11 protein-coding genes are annotated in these 18,309 nt (G+C 70.8%); 2 read left to right on the top strand and 9 right to left on the bottom strand.

The annotated features are described in order from the left end of the window. Positions 1–169: 169 nt before the first annotated feature. The 7 genes from ACJ7VY_RS05575 to ACJ7VY_RS05545 form a co-directional block, all read right to left on the bottom strand. A complete protein-coding gene (locus ACJ7VY_RS05575; RefSeq protein ID WP_409476787.1) occupies positions 170–1,570 on the bottom strand; it encodes an ATP-binding protein in 1,401 nt (466 codons plus the stop codon). Continuing rightward, the gene (locus ACJ7VY_RS05570; RefSeq protein WP_104938431.1) at positions 1,570–2,271 is read right to left on the bottom strand and encodes a response regulator; all 702 of its coding nucleotides are present in this window, start codon (positions 2,269–2,271) and stop codon (positions 1,570–1,572) included. Before ACJ7VY_RS05570 ends, ACJ7VY_RS05575 begins: the two co-directional genes overlap by 1 nt. Positions 2,272–2,368: 97 nt before the next feature. Then, a complete protein-coding gene (locus tag ACJ7VY_RS05565) occupies positions 2,369–3,886 on the bottom strand; it encodes a beta-N-acetylhexosaminidase (protein ID WP_161614685.1) in 1,518 nt (505 codons plus the stop codon). 96 nt (positions 3,887–3,982) lie between these two features. Then, a complete protein-coding gene (locus tag ACJ7VY_RS05560; protein WP_161614686.1) occupies positions 3,983–5,323 on the bottom strand; it encodes a metal-dependent hydrolase family protein in 1,341 nt (446 codons plus the stop codon). 112 nt (positions 5,324–5,435) lie between these two features. Further along, positions 5,436–6,482 (bottom strand): LD-carboxypeptidase, encoded by a 1,047-nt coding sequence (locus ACJ7VY_RS05555; RefSeq protein WP_409476524.1) that lies wholly within the window; start codon positions 6,480–6,482, stop codon positions 5,436–5,438. 317 nt (positions 6,483–6,799) lie between these two features. Continuing rightward, positions 6,800–8,422 (bottom strand): sensor domain-containing diguanylate cyclase, encoded by a 1,623-nt coding sequence (locus ACJ7VY_RS05550; protein ID WP_161614687.1) that lies wholly within the window; start codon positions 8,420–8,422, stop codon positions 6,800–6,802. 172 nt (positions 8,423–8,594) lie between these two features. Next, positions 8,595–8,987: a VOC family protein gene (locus tag ACJ7VY_RS05545; RefSeq protein ID WP_161614688.1), complete on the bottom strand. Its 393-nt coding sequence runs from the start codon at positions 8,985–8,987 to the stop codon at positions 8,595–8,597. 164 nt (positions 8,988–9,151) lie between these two features. Between ACJ7VY_RS05545 and ACJ7VY_RS05540 the strand changes: the two genes are divergently transcribed. Then, positions 9,152–10,186, top strand: coding sequence for an alpha/beta hydrolase (locus ACJ7VY_RS05540; protein WP_161614689.1), 1,035 nt, complete (start codon positions 9,152–9,154; stop codon positions 10,184–10,186). A 201-nt stretch (positions 10,187–10,387) separates the two neighbouring features. On the opposite strand, the gene ACJ7VY_RS05535 is transcribed toward ACJ7VY_RS05540, so the two are convergent. After that, positions 10,388–13,933 (bottom strand): methylmalonyl-CoA mutase family protein, encoded by a 3,546-nt coding sequence (locus tag ACJ7VY_RS05535; protein ID WP_409476523.1) that lies wholly within the window; start codon positions 13,931–13,933, stop codon positions 10,388–10,390. A 283-nt stretch (positions 13,934–14,216) separates the two neighbouring features. Here ACJ7VY_RS05535 and ACJ7VY_RS05530 point away from each other — a divergent pair, with 283 nt between their 5' ends. Further along, complete coding sequence (locus ACJ7VY_RS05530) at positions 14,217–15,314, top strand: Glu/Leu/Phe/Val dehydrogenase dimerization domain-containing protein (RefSeq protein WP_104938427.1); 1,098 nt, start codon at positions 14,217–14,219, stop codon at positions 15,312–15,314. 74 nt (positions 15,315–15,388) lie between these two features. On the opposite strand, the gene ACJ7VY_RS05525 is transcribed toward ACJ7VY_RS05530, so the two are convergent. Next, on the bottom strand, positions 15,389–18,226 hold the full coding sequence (locus ACJ7VY_RS05525; RefSeq protein WP_312344105.1) for a S8 family serine peptidase: 2,838 nt from the start codon (positions 18,224–18,226) through the stop codon (positions 15,389–15,391). Between the last annotated feature and the right edge of the window lie 83 nt (positions 18,227–18,309).

Raw genomic sequence — 18,309 nt, 5'->3', positions numbered from 1 at the left:
GGCGGCGTCGCTCAAACGACGGGGCCGGGCGGTCGAGCGGTGCGGACGGCTGCGGCAACGTCATGTGCACGGACAGGGAGAGAGTGCGCACATGGTAGGGGGATTGCCGGCCCCATGCAGCCCCCGCCCCACCGGAACCGGCCAGCGACGCCGGCCGGCGCGTTGCCGCTCAGCCGCGGCGGGCGGGCGCCGCGGCGGACGCCGGCCAGGTGACCACCGCTTCCAGGCCACCGTCGGGATGGTTGCGCAGCACCAGGGTGGCGCCGTTCTTCTCGGCCAGCGTGCGGGCGATGGTCAGGCCCAGGCCGACACCGCCGGTCTCGCGCGAACGCGAGGTCTCCAGGCGCAGGAACGGGGTGAACACCGCCTCCAGTTCGTCCGCCGCCAGGCCCGGGCCGTGGTCGCGGATGCACACCTGGACCTGGCCGTCGCGCGCCTGCGCGCGGATGGACGCCGAGTGCCCGTACTTGACGGCATTGTCCACCAGGTTGGAGAACAGCCGGTGCATGGCCAGCGGGCGCACCCGCAGCACGGCGCCACAGCCCTGCTCGAACTCGACCGGGTGCCCGGCGTCGGCCGCGTCCCCGGCCACGCTCTGCAACAGCGAATCCAGGTCCAGCACCACGCGCTGCTCGGCGCTTTCGGCGCTGCGGGCCAGTTCCAGCCCCTCGCGCACCAGCGCCTGCATCGCCGCCAGGTCGGCGATCAGCCGTTCGCGCAGCGGTTCGTCGGCCACGTTCTCCAGCCGCAGCCGCAGCCGGGTGAGCGGCGTCTGCAGGTCGTGGGTGATGGCCGCGAGCATCTGCGTGCGCTCGCCGATATGCCGCTGCAGGCGCTGCTGCATGGCGTTGAAGGCTTCGGCCGCGCGCCGCACCTCCTGCGGCCCGGTCACCGGCAATGGATCGCGCTGCAGGTCCTGGCCCAGCTCGGTGGCGGCGTCGGCGAGCCGCTGCAGCGGCGAACTGGCGATGCGCGCCACCACGTAGGCGAGCACGGCGATGGCCAGCGACAGCAGCGACAGGAACAGCGGATCGAAGGCGAAGATGCGGATGCGCGCCGTCGCCGGGTACTGCAATGTCAGCCGCAGCGGGGTGCCATCGCCCAGGGTCAGCTCCACCAGCCGGCAGCGCGGCGGCACCACCGCCGGATAGCGCTTGCGCAGGTGGTGCGGGATGCGCGTGCGCTGCGGCAGCAGCTCCGGCAGCGGTGGCAGGCAGGCGCGGAAGCCGGTGACATACACCCGCGCATCGGCCACCGGCCCCTCGCGGTCGTCCAGGACCGCCATCAGCGCCACGTCCTGCTTGCCGGCATGGACCTCGCCGCGGGCCGGATGCACGCTCGCGCCGCCGGTTTCCAGCAGCCGCGCGCGCAGCTCGGGGTTGCTCTCAAGCAGGGCCACGAAGCCCTGCAGGCGATCGGCCATGCGCATCAGGTTCTGCTGCTCGAACTCCTGGCGGCGGTGCGCCTCGGCCAGCAGGGTGGCGCCGATCGCCGCAGACAGCATGCCGACCAGCAGGATGACGAACAGCCGCCCCGTCATCGAGGCCAGGAACCGCCGCAGCCGGGCCATCATGCCAGCGTCACCACGCCGGCGAACACATAGCCCTCGCTGCGCACGGTCCTGATCAGGCTGCCGGCGCTGCCGAGCTTCTGGCGCAGGCGGCTGACCTGCAGGTCGATGGCGCGGTCCTGGGCCTCATGGCTGCGGCCGCCGCCCAGCGCGGCCAGCTGCTCGCGCGAGAGCACCTTGTTGGCATGGCCGACGAATACCCGCAGCAGGCGGAACTCGGCGCCGGACAGCATCACCACGCGCCCGGCCGGATCCACCAGGTGGCGCCGCTCCAGGTCGAACAGCCAGTCGGCGAACGTCGCCCGGCGCATCGCCAACGGCTCCAGGTTGGCCGGCAGCGCCTCGGTCCGGCGCAGCACGTTGCGGATCCGCGCCAGCAGTTCGCGCGGCTCGAACGGCTTGGCCAGGTAGTCGTCGGCGCCCATTTCCAGCCCAAGCACGCGGTCGATCGGCTCGGCGCGGGCGGTGAGCATGATCACCGGGGTGCTGGCGCGCGCGCGCAGCTCGCGGCACAACGCCAGCCCGTCCTCGCGCGGCAGGTTGAGGTCGAGCACGACCAGGTCGATGGCTTCGCGCGCCAGCGCGTGGCGCATGCCGGCGCCATCGGCGGCGGTGCTCACCGTATAGCCGGCGCGGCCGAGCTGCTCGGCCAGCAGTCCGCGGATGTCGCTGTCGTCGTCGACCACCAGCAGGCGGTGCATGGGGCGGTGTTCCTTGGTGGGATGCGCAATGCTAACCGAGCCGGACGCGCATCCCGTGCGGCCCCGGCGAGCGGGCGACGCCGCCGCTGCGCACGCCTCAGCGCGTGTCGGCGGCGTCGCCCCAGCCCAGGTCCGGCTCGGGGTAGTAGTGGACGCCCAGCGCGTCCAGGTGCGCGCGCAGCCCTGCCATGCGCCGCACGAACCCCGGATAGCCGCGCCGCGTGGCCGGGCTCCATGCCACCTCGGCCACGGCCGCCAGGCGTGGCCACAGGCGCGCATCGGCGGCGGCGTCGGTATGCACGAACTCGCTCCACAGCGCCGCTTCCACGCCCACCGCGGTCCGGTAAGGGGTCGGGTCGAAGGCATAGACCCGGGCCAGCGGCACGCCCTCGGCGCGGCACCAGTCGGCGCCGGGCTGGCCGGCACGGTTGCCGTGGTCGATGTACAGGTAGGAGCACGGCGACAGGATCAAGCGGTGGCCGCGGGCGACCGCGGCCTCGATGGCATAGCCGTCGTTCCACAGCTGCACCAGCGCGGTGGGCTTCATCGCGGCCACCGATCCTTCCTCCCAGACCACCGGAGTACGCCCCATCGCGTCCACCATCGCCGCGGTGCGGGCGACGAAATCGGCGTACAGCGGGTGCCTGATCTCATCGCCGCCGATGTGGATTTCATTGGACGGAAAGATCGCCGCCACCTCCTCCAGCACGTCGCGCACGAAGGGATACACCACCTCGGGCTTGTCCAGGCACAACACGCTGAAGCCCACTTCCACGCCGGCGTAGGTGCCGCGGTTGGCCACGTCGTCGCAGGCCAGCGCGTTGTACGAGGCCAGCGCCGCCTGCACGTGCCCGGGCATGTCGATCTCCGGCACCAGGGTGACGCCGCGCGCCTGCGCGTACGCCACCAGGTGCCTGAGCTGCGCCTGGGTGTAGTAACCAGCGCGCCCGCCCTGCACCGCGCTGGCGCCGCCGATTTCCGCCAGCCGGGGATAGCGCTTGATCTCGATCCGCCAGCCCTGGTCGTCGGTCAGGTGCAGGTGCAGCCGGTTCAATTTGAACAGGGCCATGCGGTCGATGTGCCTTTCCAGGTAATCAACCGGCAGGAAACTGCGCGCCACGTCCAGCGACAGCCCGCGCCAGCGGTAGGCGGGCACGTCGGTGATCGCCAGCCGCGGCAGCCGGTAATCCGTGCCGGCGCGCGCCGGCAGCAGCTGCCGCAGGGTCTGCACCGCATGCAGCAGCCCGGCATCGGTGCGCGCGCTCAGATGGATCGCATCGTCCACCAGCAGCCGGTAGCCCTCCTCGCCCAGTGCCGGGTCGTCGACCCGCTGCAGCCGCAGCGGCGTGCCCGCGTCCGCGCTGGCGATGTGCAGCGCCGCCAGCAGTTCGTCCAGCGCACGCCGGGCCATGGGCGCGGCACCCGCGTCCTCCACGACCACCGCCGAGGAAATCCGCAGCACGCCGGGAGCGGTCTGGATGGCGCCCGGCAGCGGCACGATGTGCGCCACCGGCGTCGGTTCCATGGCCACCGTCGGCCGCCGGTGCGCGCAACCGGCCAGCACCGCCAGCGCCATGCAGGACAGCACGATCCCGGGCCTGAACTGCAGTCTCATCGGGTCCTCCCCTGCCGGCGGTCGAGCAGCGGCAGTCTGCCGGCGCCGCGGCGGCGCCCCGGCGGGCGGGCGCGATGCCCGCCCGGCCCGGCGTGGTCAGTCGCCGCCCTTGACGATGCGCCCGTCCTTGACGATCACCGCGAAGCGGCGCGCCGGATCGGCGATCACCTGCAGGTCCTCCAGCGGATTGCCCTCGACCAGCAGCAGGTCCGCCAGCGCGCCTTCCTCGACCACCCCCAGGCGCCCCGGATAGGGGCTGCGCAGGCCGGACAGCGCCAGCAGTTCGGCGTTGTCGTGGGTGACCATGCGCAGGATCTCCGCCGGGGTGAACCACTCCCGCAGGCCGAGGATGAAAGCGTTCTGCTCGACATTGAGCGCCGGCTCGAACAGGAAGTCGGTGCCCCACGCCATGCGCACCCCGGCGCGCTTGGCCATGGCCCACATGCGCGCCTGCCCGTCGATCACCGGCTTGCGCTTCTCGCGGCGCAGCGGATCCATGTTCTCGGTGCTCGCGCGCAGGGTCTGGCTGGACAGCCACACGCCACGGCGCGCCATCAGCCGCAGCGTGTCCTCGTCCAGCATTTGCCCGTGTTCGATGCTCTTCACCCCGGCTTCGATGGCGCGGCGCACCGCACGCACGGTATAGGCATGCACGGTGACGTAGGTGCCCCAGTCCTCGGCGGCCTCGACCGCGGCGCGCATCTCGTCGAGCGTGTACTGGGTGACGTCCACCGGGTCGTAGGCCGAGGACGTGCCGCCGCCGGCCATCAGCTTGATCTGGCTGGCGCCCCGGCGCAGGTTCTCGCGCACCGCGGTGAGTACCTCGTCGCGGCCGTCGGCGATGAAGGTGGCGCCCATTTCCTCGGCCAGCGCCGGCTTGCCGAAGAAGCGCCGCGAGCGCTCGTGCGGCAGGCGCATGTCGCCATGCCCGGCGGTCTGGCTGATGGTGGCGCCGGACGGCCAGATGCGCGGGCCGCGCGCATGGCCGGCGTCGATCGCCGCCTTCAGTTCGAAGATCGGCCCGCCGACGTCGCGCACGCTGGTGAAGCCACGCAGCAGGGTGCGTTCGGATTCGGCCGCCACCCGCGCGGCCAGCTGGTCCGGCGTGTCCGCCAGGGCCAGCATGTCCGCCTGCGAGAGCGCGGTGAACGTGCTGTGCCAGTGCGCGTCGATCAGCCCCGGCATCAGCGTGCGGCCGCGGCCTTCGATCACCGTGGCCGTGGCCGCCGGTGTCGCCGCCGCGCCGATCGCGGCGATATGCCGGCCGCGCACCAGCACGTCGGTGGGCGCGCCCAGCGTGCCGCGCACGGTGTCCAGCACCCGGACCCCGCGGAACAGCAGTTCGCTTTCCTCCGCCGCGGCCTGCGCGGACACGGGGGCGGCCAGCAGCAGCGCCCACGACAACGACAGCGTTCGCATCAGCCAGACCATGGACATGACGTTTCTCCCTGTGGCATGCCGGTACCGCCAGCCGGCGGCCGCGCCAGTATAGGCGGCGGCCGCGACGGCATCGCCATGGCGGCCGCGCGCAGGCAGCCGCCGGCGCCGCTCAGCCCCCGGCGAACACCGGTTCCAGCAGGCGGAAGGTACCGGCGTCGGCATCCATATCCACGCGGCCGCCGACCGGCACGATGAACTGTTCGCGGATGTGGCCGATCATCGCCCCGCGGAAGGCCGGGATCTTCAGCGGCGCGATGTAGTCGGCGAACAGCTGGTCCAGGGTCAGCGAGCCATAGCCGTCGCCGGGCGTGCAGCCGGTGCATTCGCCGAAGATGAAGCCGGCGATCCGGTCCAGCGCGCCCATCAGCTTCAGCGTGCTGAGCATGCGGTCGATGCGGTACGGCGCTTCGTCCACGTCTTCCAGAAACAGGATCTTGCCGTTGAAATCGGGCAGGTACGGCGAACCGGCCAGCGCGGTCAGTACGGTCAGGTTGCCGCCCACCAGCTCGCCGCGCGCGGTGCCGCCGGTGATGGTGCGGGTGCGGTTCCTGCGCGGCACCAGTTCGTCGTCGGTATCGACGCTGTTGCGGTACTGCATCAGTTCGCGCTTGAAGAACAGGCGCTCGAACTGGTCCACGTTGAACCGGTTCCAGCTGCCCGAGCCGATCGGGCCGTGGAAGGTCACCAGCCCGGTCCTGGCCTGGATCGCGCAATGCAGCGCGGTGATGTCCGAGTAGCCGAGCAGCACCTTGGGATTGGCGCGGATGGCGGCATAGTCCAGCAGCGGCAGCAGCCGCGCCGCACCGGAGCCGCCGCGCACGCAGACGATGGCCTTGACCTGGCGGTCGGCGAACATGGCGTTCAGGTCGCCGGCGCGCTCGGCATCGGTACCGGCCAGGTGCCCATGCCGCGCATCGTAATGGGCGCCGGTCTTGACCTTGAAGCCCAGCGCTTCCATCGCCTCGCGCGCCAGCTGCAGGCTGAGCGGGTCGCTGCTGGCCGCCGACGGGCTGACCAGCGCCACCGTATCGCCCTTCTCCAGCGGCAGCGGCAGCAACCGCCCGCCACGTTGCGCCGCCAGCACGCTGCCCGTGCCCATCAGCGGCAACAGCGCCCCCGCCAATGCCGTACCACCAAGGAATCGCCGCCTGTCCATGCCACCGCCTGTCTGCAGAAAGTGCGGCCGAGGGTAGCAACGGGCCCGCCTGCCCGACAGTGCGCCGCCGGCTTCATGCACAGCCGCGTGCGCGCAGCGGAAACACGCCTGGCGCAAGGCACCCGGCGCGTTTCATGCAGCGCTTGTCGCGGCGCATCCATAACCACGCGGCATGGGTGGCATACGAACTGTCATGCCCCGCCAGCAAAGGCACCACGCCTGCCCGCCGGGCGCTCAGTGTCCCGGCACCGGAGAAAGCGCCACGCAAGGCGCCGTCCGACGGCAACGCCGGCCGGTGCCGCTGCACGGCACGCCGGTCATGAAGCGATGCACACGCCCAGCGAGCGGCTCTTGGCGCGGTACATGGCCGCATCGGCGGTGCGCAGGTAGTCATCGATCGTCTTCAGCCCGGACTGGCTGCTGACCAGGCCGATGCTGGCGCTGCTGCTCACCGTATGCGGGCCGATCAGGTACGGCACCTCCAGCGCCGCGACGATCTGCCGCGCACGCTCGGCCGCTTCGCCGGGATCGATCGATTCGAGCAGCAGGTTGAACTCGTCGCCACTCATGCGCGCGACCAGGTCGGCGTTGCGCACGCACGATTCAAGACGCCGCGCCACCTGCTGCAGCAACTGGTCGCCGACATGGTGGCCCAGGCTGTCATTGACCGCCTTGAACCGGTTGAGGTCCAGCAGCAGCACCGCGAACATGGTGGTGCCACCACGCGCCGGCCCGTCGGCCCCGGCCGCGGATTCGCCGCGGTGCACGGCGATGGCATGCGCCAGGCGGGCCCGGAACAACGGCCGGCCCGGCAGGTTGGTGAGCGCGTCGTAGGAGCTGCCGCGTTCGGCCAGGTCGCTGAGCGAGCCGGCCATGCGCACGGCAACGCCGTCGTCGAACTGGGCCACGCCGCGCCAGTTCACCCACACCAGCCGCCCGGAACCATGGAAGGCGCGGAAATCCACCGAGAAATTCGGGCTGTTCCCCGACAGGTGGCGGCGGTAGGCCAGCTGCACGCGCGCACGGTCGTCGGGGTCGATGAGCTGCTGCAGGAAGTGCCAGCCACCGTGATGCACCGGCTCGCCGTCGTCCATCCCCACGATCCGGCGGAAGCGCTCGGACACGTGCATGACATCGCTGCGCAGGTCCCAGTCCCAGATGCCGTCATTGGAGCCAAGGGTGGCCAGCGCATAACGGTTGTCCGAGCGCAGCAGCTCCAGCTCGGTATGCTTCTGGCGGGTCACGTCGATCATCAGCCCGATCATGCGGTTCGGCCGCCCCGGCTCGACCACCGCCCGGCACAGGTCGCGCACCCACACCACCTTGCCGCACTTGGCGATCAGCCGGTAGCTCATCTCGTAGGCGTAGCTGTGCGTGGCGTTGTACGCGGCCTCGTCGATGACCAGCGCCTCGGCCAGGTCGTCGGGATGCACGCGCGAGCGCCAGAAGCCCGGATCGGCGCGCCATTCCTCCACCGTGTAGCCGAACAGCCGCTCCACCTGCGGGCTGAGGAAGGTATTGCCCACCCCGCGCTCGGCCTCCCAGACCACGCCGTCGATGGTTTCCAGCAACCGCAGGAAGCGCTGGCGGACTTCCACCAGCACCTGCTCGGTGACCTCGGTGACCTCGATCAGCACGCCCTGGCGGCTGAGCACCCGCTCGGCCTCGTCGGTCTCCGGCTGCAGCTGCAGCCGCACCCAGCGGTAATCCCCGTCAGCGAACCGCAACCGGAACACCGGCATGCCCGAGCGCAGGGTGCCGGTGTCGTCGGGGTGCACGAACTCCAGCAACGAGCGGCCCAGCGCCGCTTCCAGCGGGTGCCCGGTGAGCGTGTGCCAGGCCGGATTGAGGTAGGTGATCGCCCACAGCGCATCGGTCTGCACCACCGCCTCGGGCAGCAGGTGCAGCAGGCTTGCGGAGGGCGTGGGCACGGCGGACATGGGGCTCCATGGTCACCGAGCGCTTTGCCCACGTCCAGCGCCGTTGCCGCGGCACCAGCAGACGCGTGGCGCGGCTACCGCAATCGCGCCGTTCTCGCGCTGCGCCGCCGGCCACTGCTCCCTGCCGTCAATGCGCGCGCCCACCGGCATGCGCCGACCGGCGCCGGACGGCTCAGGTCCCGCGGTACAGGGCGCAGAGCTTGTTGCCGTCCGGATCGCGCACATAGGCCACGTGCATGGCGCCGAGCGATCCCTGGCGCAGGCCCGGGGCTTCCTCGATCGAAGCGCCGCCGTGGGCCACCGCCACATCGTGGAACTGCCGCACCTGCTCGGGCGAGCTGCACCTGAAGCCCACCGTGCCGCCATTGGCGGCGCTGGCCGGTTCGCCGTTGATGGGCTGGGTGACGCAGAACATGCCGCCATCGTGCGGGTAGAACAGGCGCACATGCCCGCTGCCGGCCACGTTGCGCAGCGGCCTGCCAACACCGAGCACGCCCAGCACCGCATCGTAGAAATGCCTGGAGCGCTCGATATCGTTGGATCCCACCATCACGTGACTGAACATGCCGCAGCTCCTGGAGAAGGCCTGGCGCGCGGCCAGGCAGGGTCGCAGAGTGTGGCAGCTGCGCGCCCGCCGCGGTGCCCGGATGCGGGCGCCTCGGCCCGGTACATCGCCCGGGTTTCCTATACTCCGGGCGGGTGCCGGCAGGCCGGCAAGGAGAAGACCGCATGATCCGCAGCCTGGCGTTGCTCTGCCTGCTCTGGCTGGCCGGCGGTGTTCCGGCCGCGGGCGCGCAGGGGCGCATCGTGACCGCGACCCTGCCTTCGCAGGCGCTGCTGGGCAACCGCATCGGCGACAGCGTGGACCGGCCGATAACCGTCTACCTGCCGCCCAGCTATGACAAGGCCCCCTCCCGGCGCTATCCGGTGCTCTACCTGCTGCACGGCGCCACCTCGGTGCCGGCGGAGTGGCTGGACGGCACCTACCAGGGCATGGACCTGCGCGCCGCGCTGGACCAACAGGCGGCGCAGGGGGAATTCCTGGTGGTCATGCCGATGGCCGACAACCGCTTCGGCGGCAGCTTCTACGTGGACTCGCCGGCGTTCGGGCACTGGGACACGTTCGTGGCGCGCGAGCTGGTGGATTTCATCGACCGCCGCTTCCGCACCCTGCCCCTGCGCCGATACCGTGGCCTGGCGGGGCATTCCATGGGCGGCTTCGGCGCGTTGTCGGTGGCGGGCCGCCATCCGGGCGTATTCGGCCACGTGTATGCGGCCAGCCCCTGCTGCCTGGCGCTGGTCGGCGACCTGGCCCGGGACGGCGAACGCTGGCAACGGCCGCTGGGCGGCTGGCTGCGCGCCATGGCGATGGCATTCGACCCCGACCCGCGCGGTGCCAGCGAGGATGCCGCGCCGCCACTGCCGTTCGCCCCGGGAGCCGATGGCAGCATGCACGCCGTACCCACGGTGATGGCCCGGTGGCAGCGCGAGCTGCCGCTGGCGCGCCTGGCCCGCGACCCGGCGCCCTACCGGCAGCTGTGCAGCCTGGCGCTGGATGCCGGCCGCCAGGACCAGATACGCAGCGTGCCGCTGGGCGCGGCCGCATTCGCCGCCGCGCTCACCCGCGGCGGCGTGCCGCATGCCTTCACCCTGTACGACGGCGACCACGTGGACCACGTGCGCGATCGCTTCGAGCAGCACCTGCTGCCCTTCTTCGCCCGGGCATTCGCGCGCGCCGGAACCCGGCGCGGCAGATGCCGGTGAAACGGGGCCGGCGCCGAACCACGCGTCCCCCGACCGCAACAGCGCCTGATTGACGCTGTGCGCCTGCCGTGGGCGCCCCGCACGCCGCAGCGCACAGACAGTCCCGCGTCGGCACGCCAGCGTGCCGGGCGCCCGCTGCTGCCCCGGGTGGGATCGGGGGCGGCACCCAGGCACCATCGCGGCCCTGGATGCCTCGACGGCTTACATGTTCCGCCGGTACTCCCCGCCCACGTCGTACAGCGCGTGGCTGATCTGGCCGAGGCTGTGGGTCTTGACCGCCTCGATCAACGCCGCGAACACATTGCGGCGCTCGCGCGCGGTGTTCTGCAGGTAGGCCAGGCCGTGGCCATCGTGGACACCGGCGTCGCTGCAGGCGCTGCCAGCCACCTCGTGGCTGTGCGAGGTCTCGCCGGCAGGGGCCAGGGCATTGCGGTTGCGCTGCCAGTTGCGCACGTTCTCGATCTGCTGCCCCTTCTCCTCCTCGGTCGAACGGATCAGCTCGATCTCGGTCGCCACTTCGCCGGCATGCTCCTTCGGCAGGAACATGTTGACGCCGACCAGCGGCAGGCTGCCATCGTGCTTCTTGTGCTCGTAGTACAGGCTCTCTTCCTGGATCTTGCCGCGCTGGTACATGGTGTCCATCGCGCCGAGCACGCCGCCGCGTTCGCTGATCGCCTCGAATTCCTTGTAGACCGCTTCCTCGACGATGTCGGTGAGCTTGTCGACGATGAAGCTGCCCTGCCACGGGTTCTCGCAGAAGTTCAGCCCCAACTCCTTGTTGATGATCATCTGGATCGCCACCGCGCGGCGCACGCTTTCCTCGGTGGGCGTGGTGATGGCCTCGTCGTAGGCGTTGGTGTGCAGGCTGTTGCAGTTGTCGAACAGGGCGTACAGCGCCTGCAGCGTGGTGCGGATGTCGTTGAACTGGATCTCCTGCGCGTGCAGCGAACGGCCCGAGGTCTGGATGTGGTACTTCATCATCTGGCTGCGCTCGTTGGCGCCGTAGCGCTCACGCATCGCGCGCGCCCAGATGCGCCGGGCGACACGGCCGATGACGGTGTATTCCGGGTCCATGCCGTTGGAGAAGAAGAACGACAGGTTGGGCGCGAAGTCGTCGATCTTCATCCCGCGCGCCAGGTAATACTCGACGATGGTGAAGCCGTTGGACAGGGTGAAGGCCAGCTGGCTGATCGGGTTCGCGCCGGCCTCGGCGATGTGGTAGCCGGAGATCGACACCGAGTAGAAGTTGCGCACGCCGTGGTCGACGAAATACTGCTGGATGTCGCCCATCATGCGCAGCGCGAACTCGGTGGAGAAGATGCAGGTGTTCTGCGCCTGGTCTTCCTTGAGGATGTCGGCCTGCACCGTGCCGCGCACCGTGGACAGCGTCTCGGCCTTGATCCGCGCGTAGGTGTCGGCGTCCACCAGCTGGTCGCCGGTGACGCCGAGCAGGCCCAGGCCGAGGCCGTTGTTGGTCGGCGGCAGCTCGCCGTGGTACTGCGGGCGGGCACGACCTTCGAACATCGCCGCGATCTTCTTCTCGGCCTCGGCCCAGCGCGCCGGGTCGGCCTTCAGGTACTTCTCCACCTGCTGGTCGATGGCGGTGTTCATGAACATCGCCAGGATCATCGGCGCCGGGCCGTTGATGGTCATCGACACCGAGGTGGTCGGCGCGCACAGGTCGAAGCCGGAATACAGCTTCTTCATGTCGTCCAGGGTGGGGATGTTGACCCCGGAGTTGCCGATCTTGCCGTAGATGTCCGGGCGCGGCGCCGGGTCCTCGCCGTACAGGGTCACGCTGTCGAAGGCGGTGGACAGGCGCGCGGCCGGCTGACCGACGCTCAGGTAATGGAAGCGGCGGTTGGTGCGCTCGGGGGTGCCCTCGCCGGCGAACATGCGGATCGGGTCCTCGCCGCTGCGGCGGTACGGGTACACGCCGCCGGTGTACGGGTAGGAACCGGGCAGGTTCTCCTTCTGCAGGAACACCAGCAGTTCGCCCCAGCTGCGGTAAGTGGGCGCGGCGATCTTGGGAATCTGCTGGTGGCTCAGCGACTCGCGGTAGTTCTCCACGCGGATGGTCTTGCCGCGCACCTGGTATTCGTTGACCTCGTCGGTGATCGACTTCAGCCGCGCCGGCCATTCGCGCAGCAGGCGCAGGGCTTCCGAATCCAGCGACTGCACCGCGTCGTTGTAGCGCTGGCGCAGGGTGCGCAGGCTGGTGTCGGCGGCCGCGTCGGTCAGGGCGTCGGCCGGGTACAGGTCCAGCGCCGCCGGCAGCGCGGCGTCGTCCAGTTCCTTCAGCGCCTGCCAGCAGCCCTGGGCGCGCTCGGCCACTTCGGCCTGCGATTCGATGCGGGCATTGATGGCGCGGCCCTGTTCGGCGATCTCGGCCAGGTAACGCACCCGGCTGCCGGGAATCAGCACGGTCGCGCGCGGCTCCTTCAGCGTGGTGTCGATGGCCGGCATCCAGTCGCAGCCGCCCTGCGCGGCGGCCTCCGCGTTCCCGGCGCCGCGCTTGTCGCGCAGCAGCCGGCACAGGTTGGCGAACATCCAGCTGATGCCCGGGTCGTTGAACTGCGAGGCGATGGTCGGGTACACCGGCACGTCCTCGTCCTTCATCGCGAACGCCACGCGGTTGCGCTTCCACTGCTTGCGCACGTCGCGCAGCGCGTCCTCGGCGCCGCGCTTGTCGAACTTGTTGAGCACCACCAGCTCGGCATAGTCGAGCATGTCGATCTTTTCCAGCTGGCTGGGCGCGCCGAAGTCGCTGGTCATCACGTACATCGGGAAATCGACCAGATCGACGATCTCCGAGTCGCTCTGGCCGATGCCGGCGGTCTCGACGATCACCAGGTCGTAGGCCAGCGACTTGAGGAAACCGATGCAGTCGCGCAGCACGGTATTGATCGCCGCGTGCTGGCGGCGCGTGGCCATCGAACGCATGTACACGCGCGGGCTGCGCAGCGAGTTCATGCGGATGCGGTCGCCCAGCAGCGCGCCACCGGTGCGGCGGCGGGTCGGGTCGACCGAGACCACCGCGATGCGCATCTGCGGGAAGCTGGCCAGGAAGCGGTTGAGCAGTTCGTCGGTGACGCTGGACTTGCCGGCGCCACCGGTACCGGTGATGCCGATGACCGGGGTCCTGCCGCCGGCCAGCTGCCACTGCCGGCGCAGGTGCGCCAGCTCCGCGTCGCCGAAGGCGCCGTCCTCCAGCCGCGACAGCATGCGGCCGATGGCGATCTCGTCGCCGATGCCGGGCACGCTGGCGTCGTCCGCCGCCGGTGCCGTGTCGCGGGCGTCGCCGGCGCGCCGGACCACGTCCTCGATCATCTCCACCAGCCCCATCTTCATGCCGTCATTGGGGTGGTAGATGCGCTCCACGCCGTAGGCCTGCAGTTCGCGGATCTCCTCCGGGGTGATGGTGCCGCCGCCGCCACCGAACACGCGGATGTGGCCGGCGCCGCGCTCGCGCAGCATGTCCACCATGTACTTGAAGTACTCGACATGGCCGCCCTGGTAGGACGACAGCGCGATGGCGTCGGCGTCTTCCTGCAGCGCCGCGCGGACCACGTCTTCCACCGAGCGGTTGTGGCCCAGGTGGATCACTTCCGCGCCCTGCGCCTGGATCAGCCGGCGCATGATGTTGATGGCCGCGTCATGGCCGTCGAACAGGCTGGCGGCGGTGACGAAACGCAGCGGGCTGGTTTCCGTCTGCGTCTGCGGGAGGTGGGGGGCGGGAGTACTCATGGGCCGTGCGACATCTCGGTTTCTGTTGAAACCGATGATAGAGCCGCGCGCCGCGCAGGTCAGGTTGCAGCGCAGCGTGACCCGGCCGCCGTACCGCCCCGCCCCCGGCGGCGCCCGCCCCCTCGCGGCTGGCGGCAGCCTGAACATGCGCGGACCGCCGAATGCTTTAGAATGGCCGCCCGCGACCCGTCACCGCCACGACGAAGTCGCATTTTTGTTTTCTGGCCCACCAGTTGTCTGCAGGATCACGGACGTTGTCGCAGTAACGCCCATCGGAGCTTCCATGCTTTTCGAAACCCTCGCCACTTCCGGCCATGAACAGGTCGTGTTCTGCCACAACCGCGATGCCGGCCTGAAAGCGATCATCGCCATCCACAACACCACCCTGGGCCCTGCCCTGGGCGGGGTGCGCATGCGTCCCTACGCCAACAGCGACGACGCCCTGCGCGACGTGCTGCGGCTGAGCCGCACCATGACCTACAAGAACGCGCTGGCCGGGCTCAACGTGGGCGGCGGCAAGGCGGTGATCATCGGCGACCCGCGCACCGACAAGAGCGAGGTGCTGTTCCGCGCCTTCGGCCGCCAGGTCGAAGCGCTGGGCGGGCGCTACATCACCGCCGAGGACGTCGGCAGCGACGTCAACGACATGGAGCAGATCTACCTGGAGACCGGCTATGTCACCGGCGTGCACCAGGTCCATGGCGGCTCCGGCGACCCGGCCCCGTTCACCGCCTACGGTGCGCTGCAGGCGCTGATGGCCTCGATCAACCGCAAGTTCGGCCACGAGGAAGTGGGCAAGGTCAGCATCGCCGTGCAGGGCCTGGGCCACATCGGCATGGAACTGGTGAAGCTGCTGCGCGAGCGCGGCGCCAAGCTCTACGTGACCGACCTGGACCCGGTGCTGGTGCAGCGCGCGGTCACCGAGTACGGCTGCGAGGCGATCAAGCCCGATGCCATCTACGACGTCGCCGCCGACGTGTTCGCGCCCTGCGCGATGGAAGGCGCCATCGGCATGGAGGAGCTGGACCGGCTCAAGGCCAAGGTCATCTGCGGCACCGCCAACAACCAGCTGGCCAGCCATGCGGTGGGCGACGAACTGCATCGGCGCGGGGTGCTGTGGGCACCGGATTACGCGGTAAACGCCGGCGGCGTGATGAACGTGTCGCTGGAGATCGACGGCTACAACCGCGAGCGCGCCATGCGCCTGATCCGCAGCATCTACCACAACCTCGGCCGCATCTTCGACGCGTCCGAACGCGACGGGATCTCGCCGCAGCGTGCGGCCGACCGCATCGCCGAGGCCCGCATCGAAGCCATCGGCAAGCTGAAGATGCCGCTGGGCCGCGCCACTCCGCGCATGAGCCGCCTGCGCGGCGAATAGCCACCGCACCCGGCCGGCACAAAAAAAGGCGGGCGACCCGGTCGCCCGCCTTTTGCATGTCCGCCGCCGCTGGCTCAGAACCCGCGCATGAACCGCAGCGACAGCTGCCGGTTGTCGCCGCGTCCGCCCAGGCGCTGGTCGTAGCCCAGCGACAGCTGCGCATCGCGCGCGACCCAGGCATCGAGCGACACGCCGAACAATCCGGCGGCGCGCGCGGGCTGCAGGCCATACAGCGGCGCCCAGGCATCGATACCGGTGAAGCGTGCCTGCAGCGGCCCGGCGCCGGCGGACAGCGCCTGCTGCCACTCGGCGTAGCCGCCCAGCTGCAGCCCGCGCCAGCGGTAGTCGGCGCGCAGGCCGGCCAGGCCGCGCACCTGGCTGGCCTGCCAGCCGCCGGCGCTCAGGCCGAACCCGTAGCCGCCCTGTTCCTGGAACGCGTCGCTGTCGATGCGGGCGTAGTCGGCGCCCAGGTACGGGGTGAACGCGCCCCGTCCCAGCTCGAAGCGGTAACCGGCCTCGGCGCTGCCGGACAGGAAGCGGCCGGCGTAACGCGCCATCACCCCGGCACGTTCGCCGCCCAGCAGCAGGCCGCGATCCAGCTCGCGCTGGTAGCCACCCACACCGAGCTGCCCGAGCGCGTATGCCTGGCCCCACTGGCGCCCGGCATAGAACCGGGCCTGGGTCTGGCGGTCGCGGCCGCGGTCACCGGCCTCGCCGCCGGCCAGCTGCGCCTGCACCTGCCCGAATGCGAAGCCCACCCGGGCATCGCCCATGCCGGTCTCGCGGCCCAGCATCCAGCCGCCCAGGCGGTAGTCGCCGCCGGCAAGGCCGCCCTGGCCGCCCTCCCCCAGCGAACGCGACCAGGCCCCGTCGGCGCGGCTGCCGCCCTCGCCGAACTGGGTGGACAAGGCCCGCCGGTTCATGTCGATGCTGTCGAAGGTCATCGCCAGCGCCAGCGCATGCGCCTGGCCGGTGAGGCTGCGCAGGCTCGCGCCCAGCCCGTCGAAGCCGCCACCGCCACGCTGCAGGGCGCTGGCACCGGCCGCAAACGCACCTGACTGCAGGGTCACATCGCCATCGAGCAGTTCGAAGGCCTGCTCCACCCGCTGCGCCGCGGCCATTGCCGCGGCATCCGCGCCCGCCACCCGCGCGGCCGCGGTCACGTTGACCCGCTGCAGGTCCAGCCAGGCATTGTGGCTGTCATAACCGTAGCCGGCCTGCAGCAGTGCAACGCCGGCATTCTGGGTGGCGGCAGGGGCCGCGTCGAACTGGCCGCTGACACCGCCATCGGCGCGGATCAGGCCCTGCCGCGTGCCGTCCTGTGGCACGTAACCAGGCACCACCCCGTTGATCAGCACCCCGCCGCCCTGCAGGGTTGCGCTGCCGGTGACCTGCAGCGCATTGACGCCCAGCGCGATCAGCAGGCGGGAACCGCTGCGCTGCAGGTAATCGCCGTCGATGATGCTGCTGTTGCCACCGCCAAGCATCACGATGCTGGCACCGTTGTCGACATTGCCGGTCACCCGGGTGGCACCGCCCAGGAACTGCAGGGCTGCCTGCGTCGGATCGGACCGCGGCACGAGGGTGACGCTGGAGCGTATCGAGGCGCCATCGCGCAGGGCCAGCGTGCCCTGTTCGATGCGGGTGGCGCCGCCGTAGGTATTGGCACCAGCCAGGGTCAGCGCCCCTGCGCCGCGCTTGACCAGCCCGCCGGCGCCGCTGATGTCATTGCTCCAGACCGATCCCAGCCCCAACTGGTTGACGTCCACCGTCACGTCGCCCCAGTCGAACCGGGCCGGGCCCTTCACCGCCTTGCCGACGTTGAGCAGGCCATAGCCGAACACCGCATCCGGGCCGGGATCGCCCAGGTCGGTGGCGGTGCCCAGCAGGGTCTGCCGCACCAGGTTGTTGTCGAAATACGGGAACGCCTGCCACACCAGCGCCGCCGCGCCCGATACCAGCGGCGCGGCGTAGGAGGTGCCGCTGCCGTAGTAGTAGGACAGGTTCGACGCCGTGGCGCTGGGCCCCACGAAGGCGGACGTGCCCGGCGCCACCAGGCAGTAGTTGCGGGCCACGCCGCAGGCGTTGGAGTAATCGGCCAGGCGCCCCGGGTTGGCCGTGTCCAGCGCCGCCACCGCCAGCCAGCCACGCTCCAGGTCGGCCGCCGGGCGCGAGCCATTCTCGCCCGGCTGGCTGGGCAGCGCGGCCATGTCGCTGGGATTGCCGCGCGATTCGTTGCCGGTGGCGAACACCACCAGCCCGTCGTTGCCGGCGATGAACGGGCGGTACTCGGCGGCGATCTGCGCCGTCACCGTCGGCCGCGTCCAGTACAGCCCGCCCCAGGAGTTGTTCATGATGCGCACGCCGGCGCGGATCAGGTCGTCATGGACGCCGCCCATGCCCAGGCCACCGGTGACCTCGTTGCCCTGCCCGGAGCCATCGTCCTTGGGCCGCTCGTCGTTGATGATGCGCGCCGAGACAATCTGCGCGCCCGGCGCGATGCCCCCGGGCCATTGCCCGGTGGCCGCACCGGCGGCCAGCTGCGCCACCGTGGTGCCATGACCGACCACGTCGTCCACCGCCAGGTTGTTGCGGCGCGGATCCACGTAGCTGAAATTGGCCACCACCCGCCCGGCCAGCGTGGGATGGTTGCGCATCACGCCCGAATCGACCACGCCGATGCGGACGCCGGCACCGGTGAAGCCGGCGGCCTGCGCGGCGCGGGCGTTGGTCAGCGCCAGATGCGCGTCCATCGCCGGCTGCGGCGTGGTCGAAGTGGGCGGCGGCGAGGTCGGCGGCGGACTGGGCGGCGGTGGCGGGGTCGATTTGCTGCCACCGCCGCCGCCGCAGGCGGCCAGCGCCAGTGCCATCGAAGCGGCCAGTGCGGTGTGGCCCCTGAACGTGCTGCGCATGCCCTCTCCCCCATGACTGGCCGGACACCGGTATCCCTGCGGACGGGGCCACCGGCCGGCCATGCGGTGGCTCACCTTCTATA

The organism is Stenotrophomonas sp. Y-13, assembly GCF_046267925.1.
GTDB classification, from domain to species: domain Bacteria; phylum Pseudomonadota; class Gammaproteobacteria; order Xanthomonadales; family Xanthomonadaceae; genus Stenotrophomonas; species Stenotrophomonas acidaminiphila_A.
This window is presented reverse-complemented; position numbering and strand designations above follow the sequence as displayed.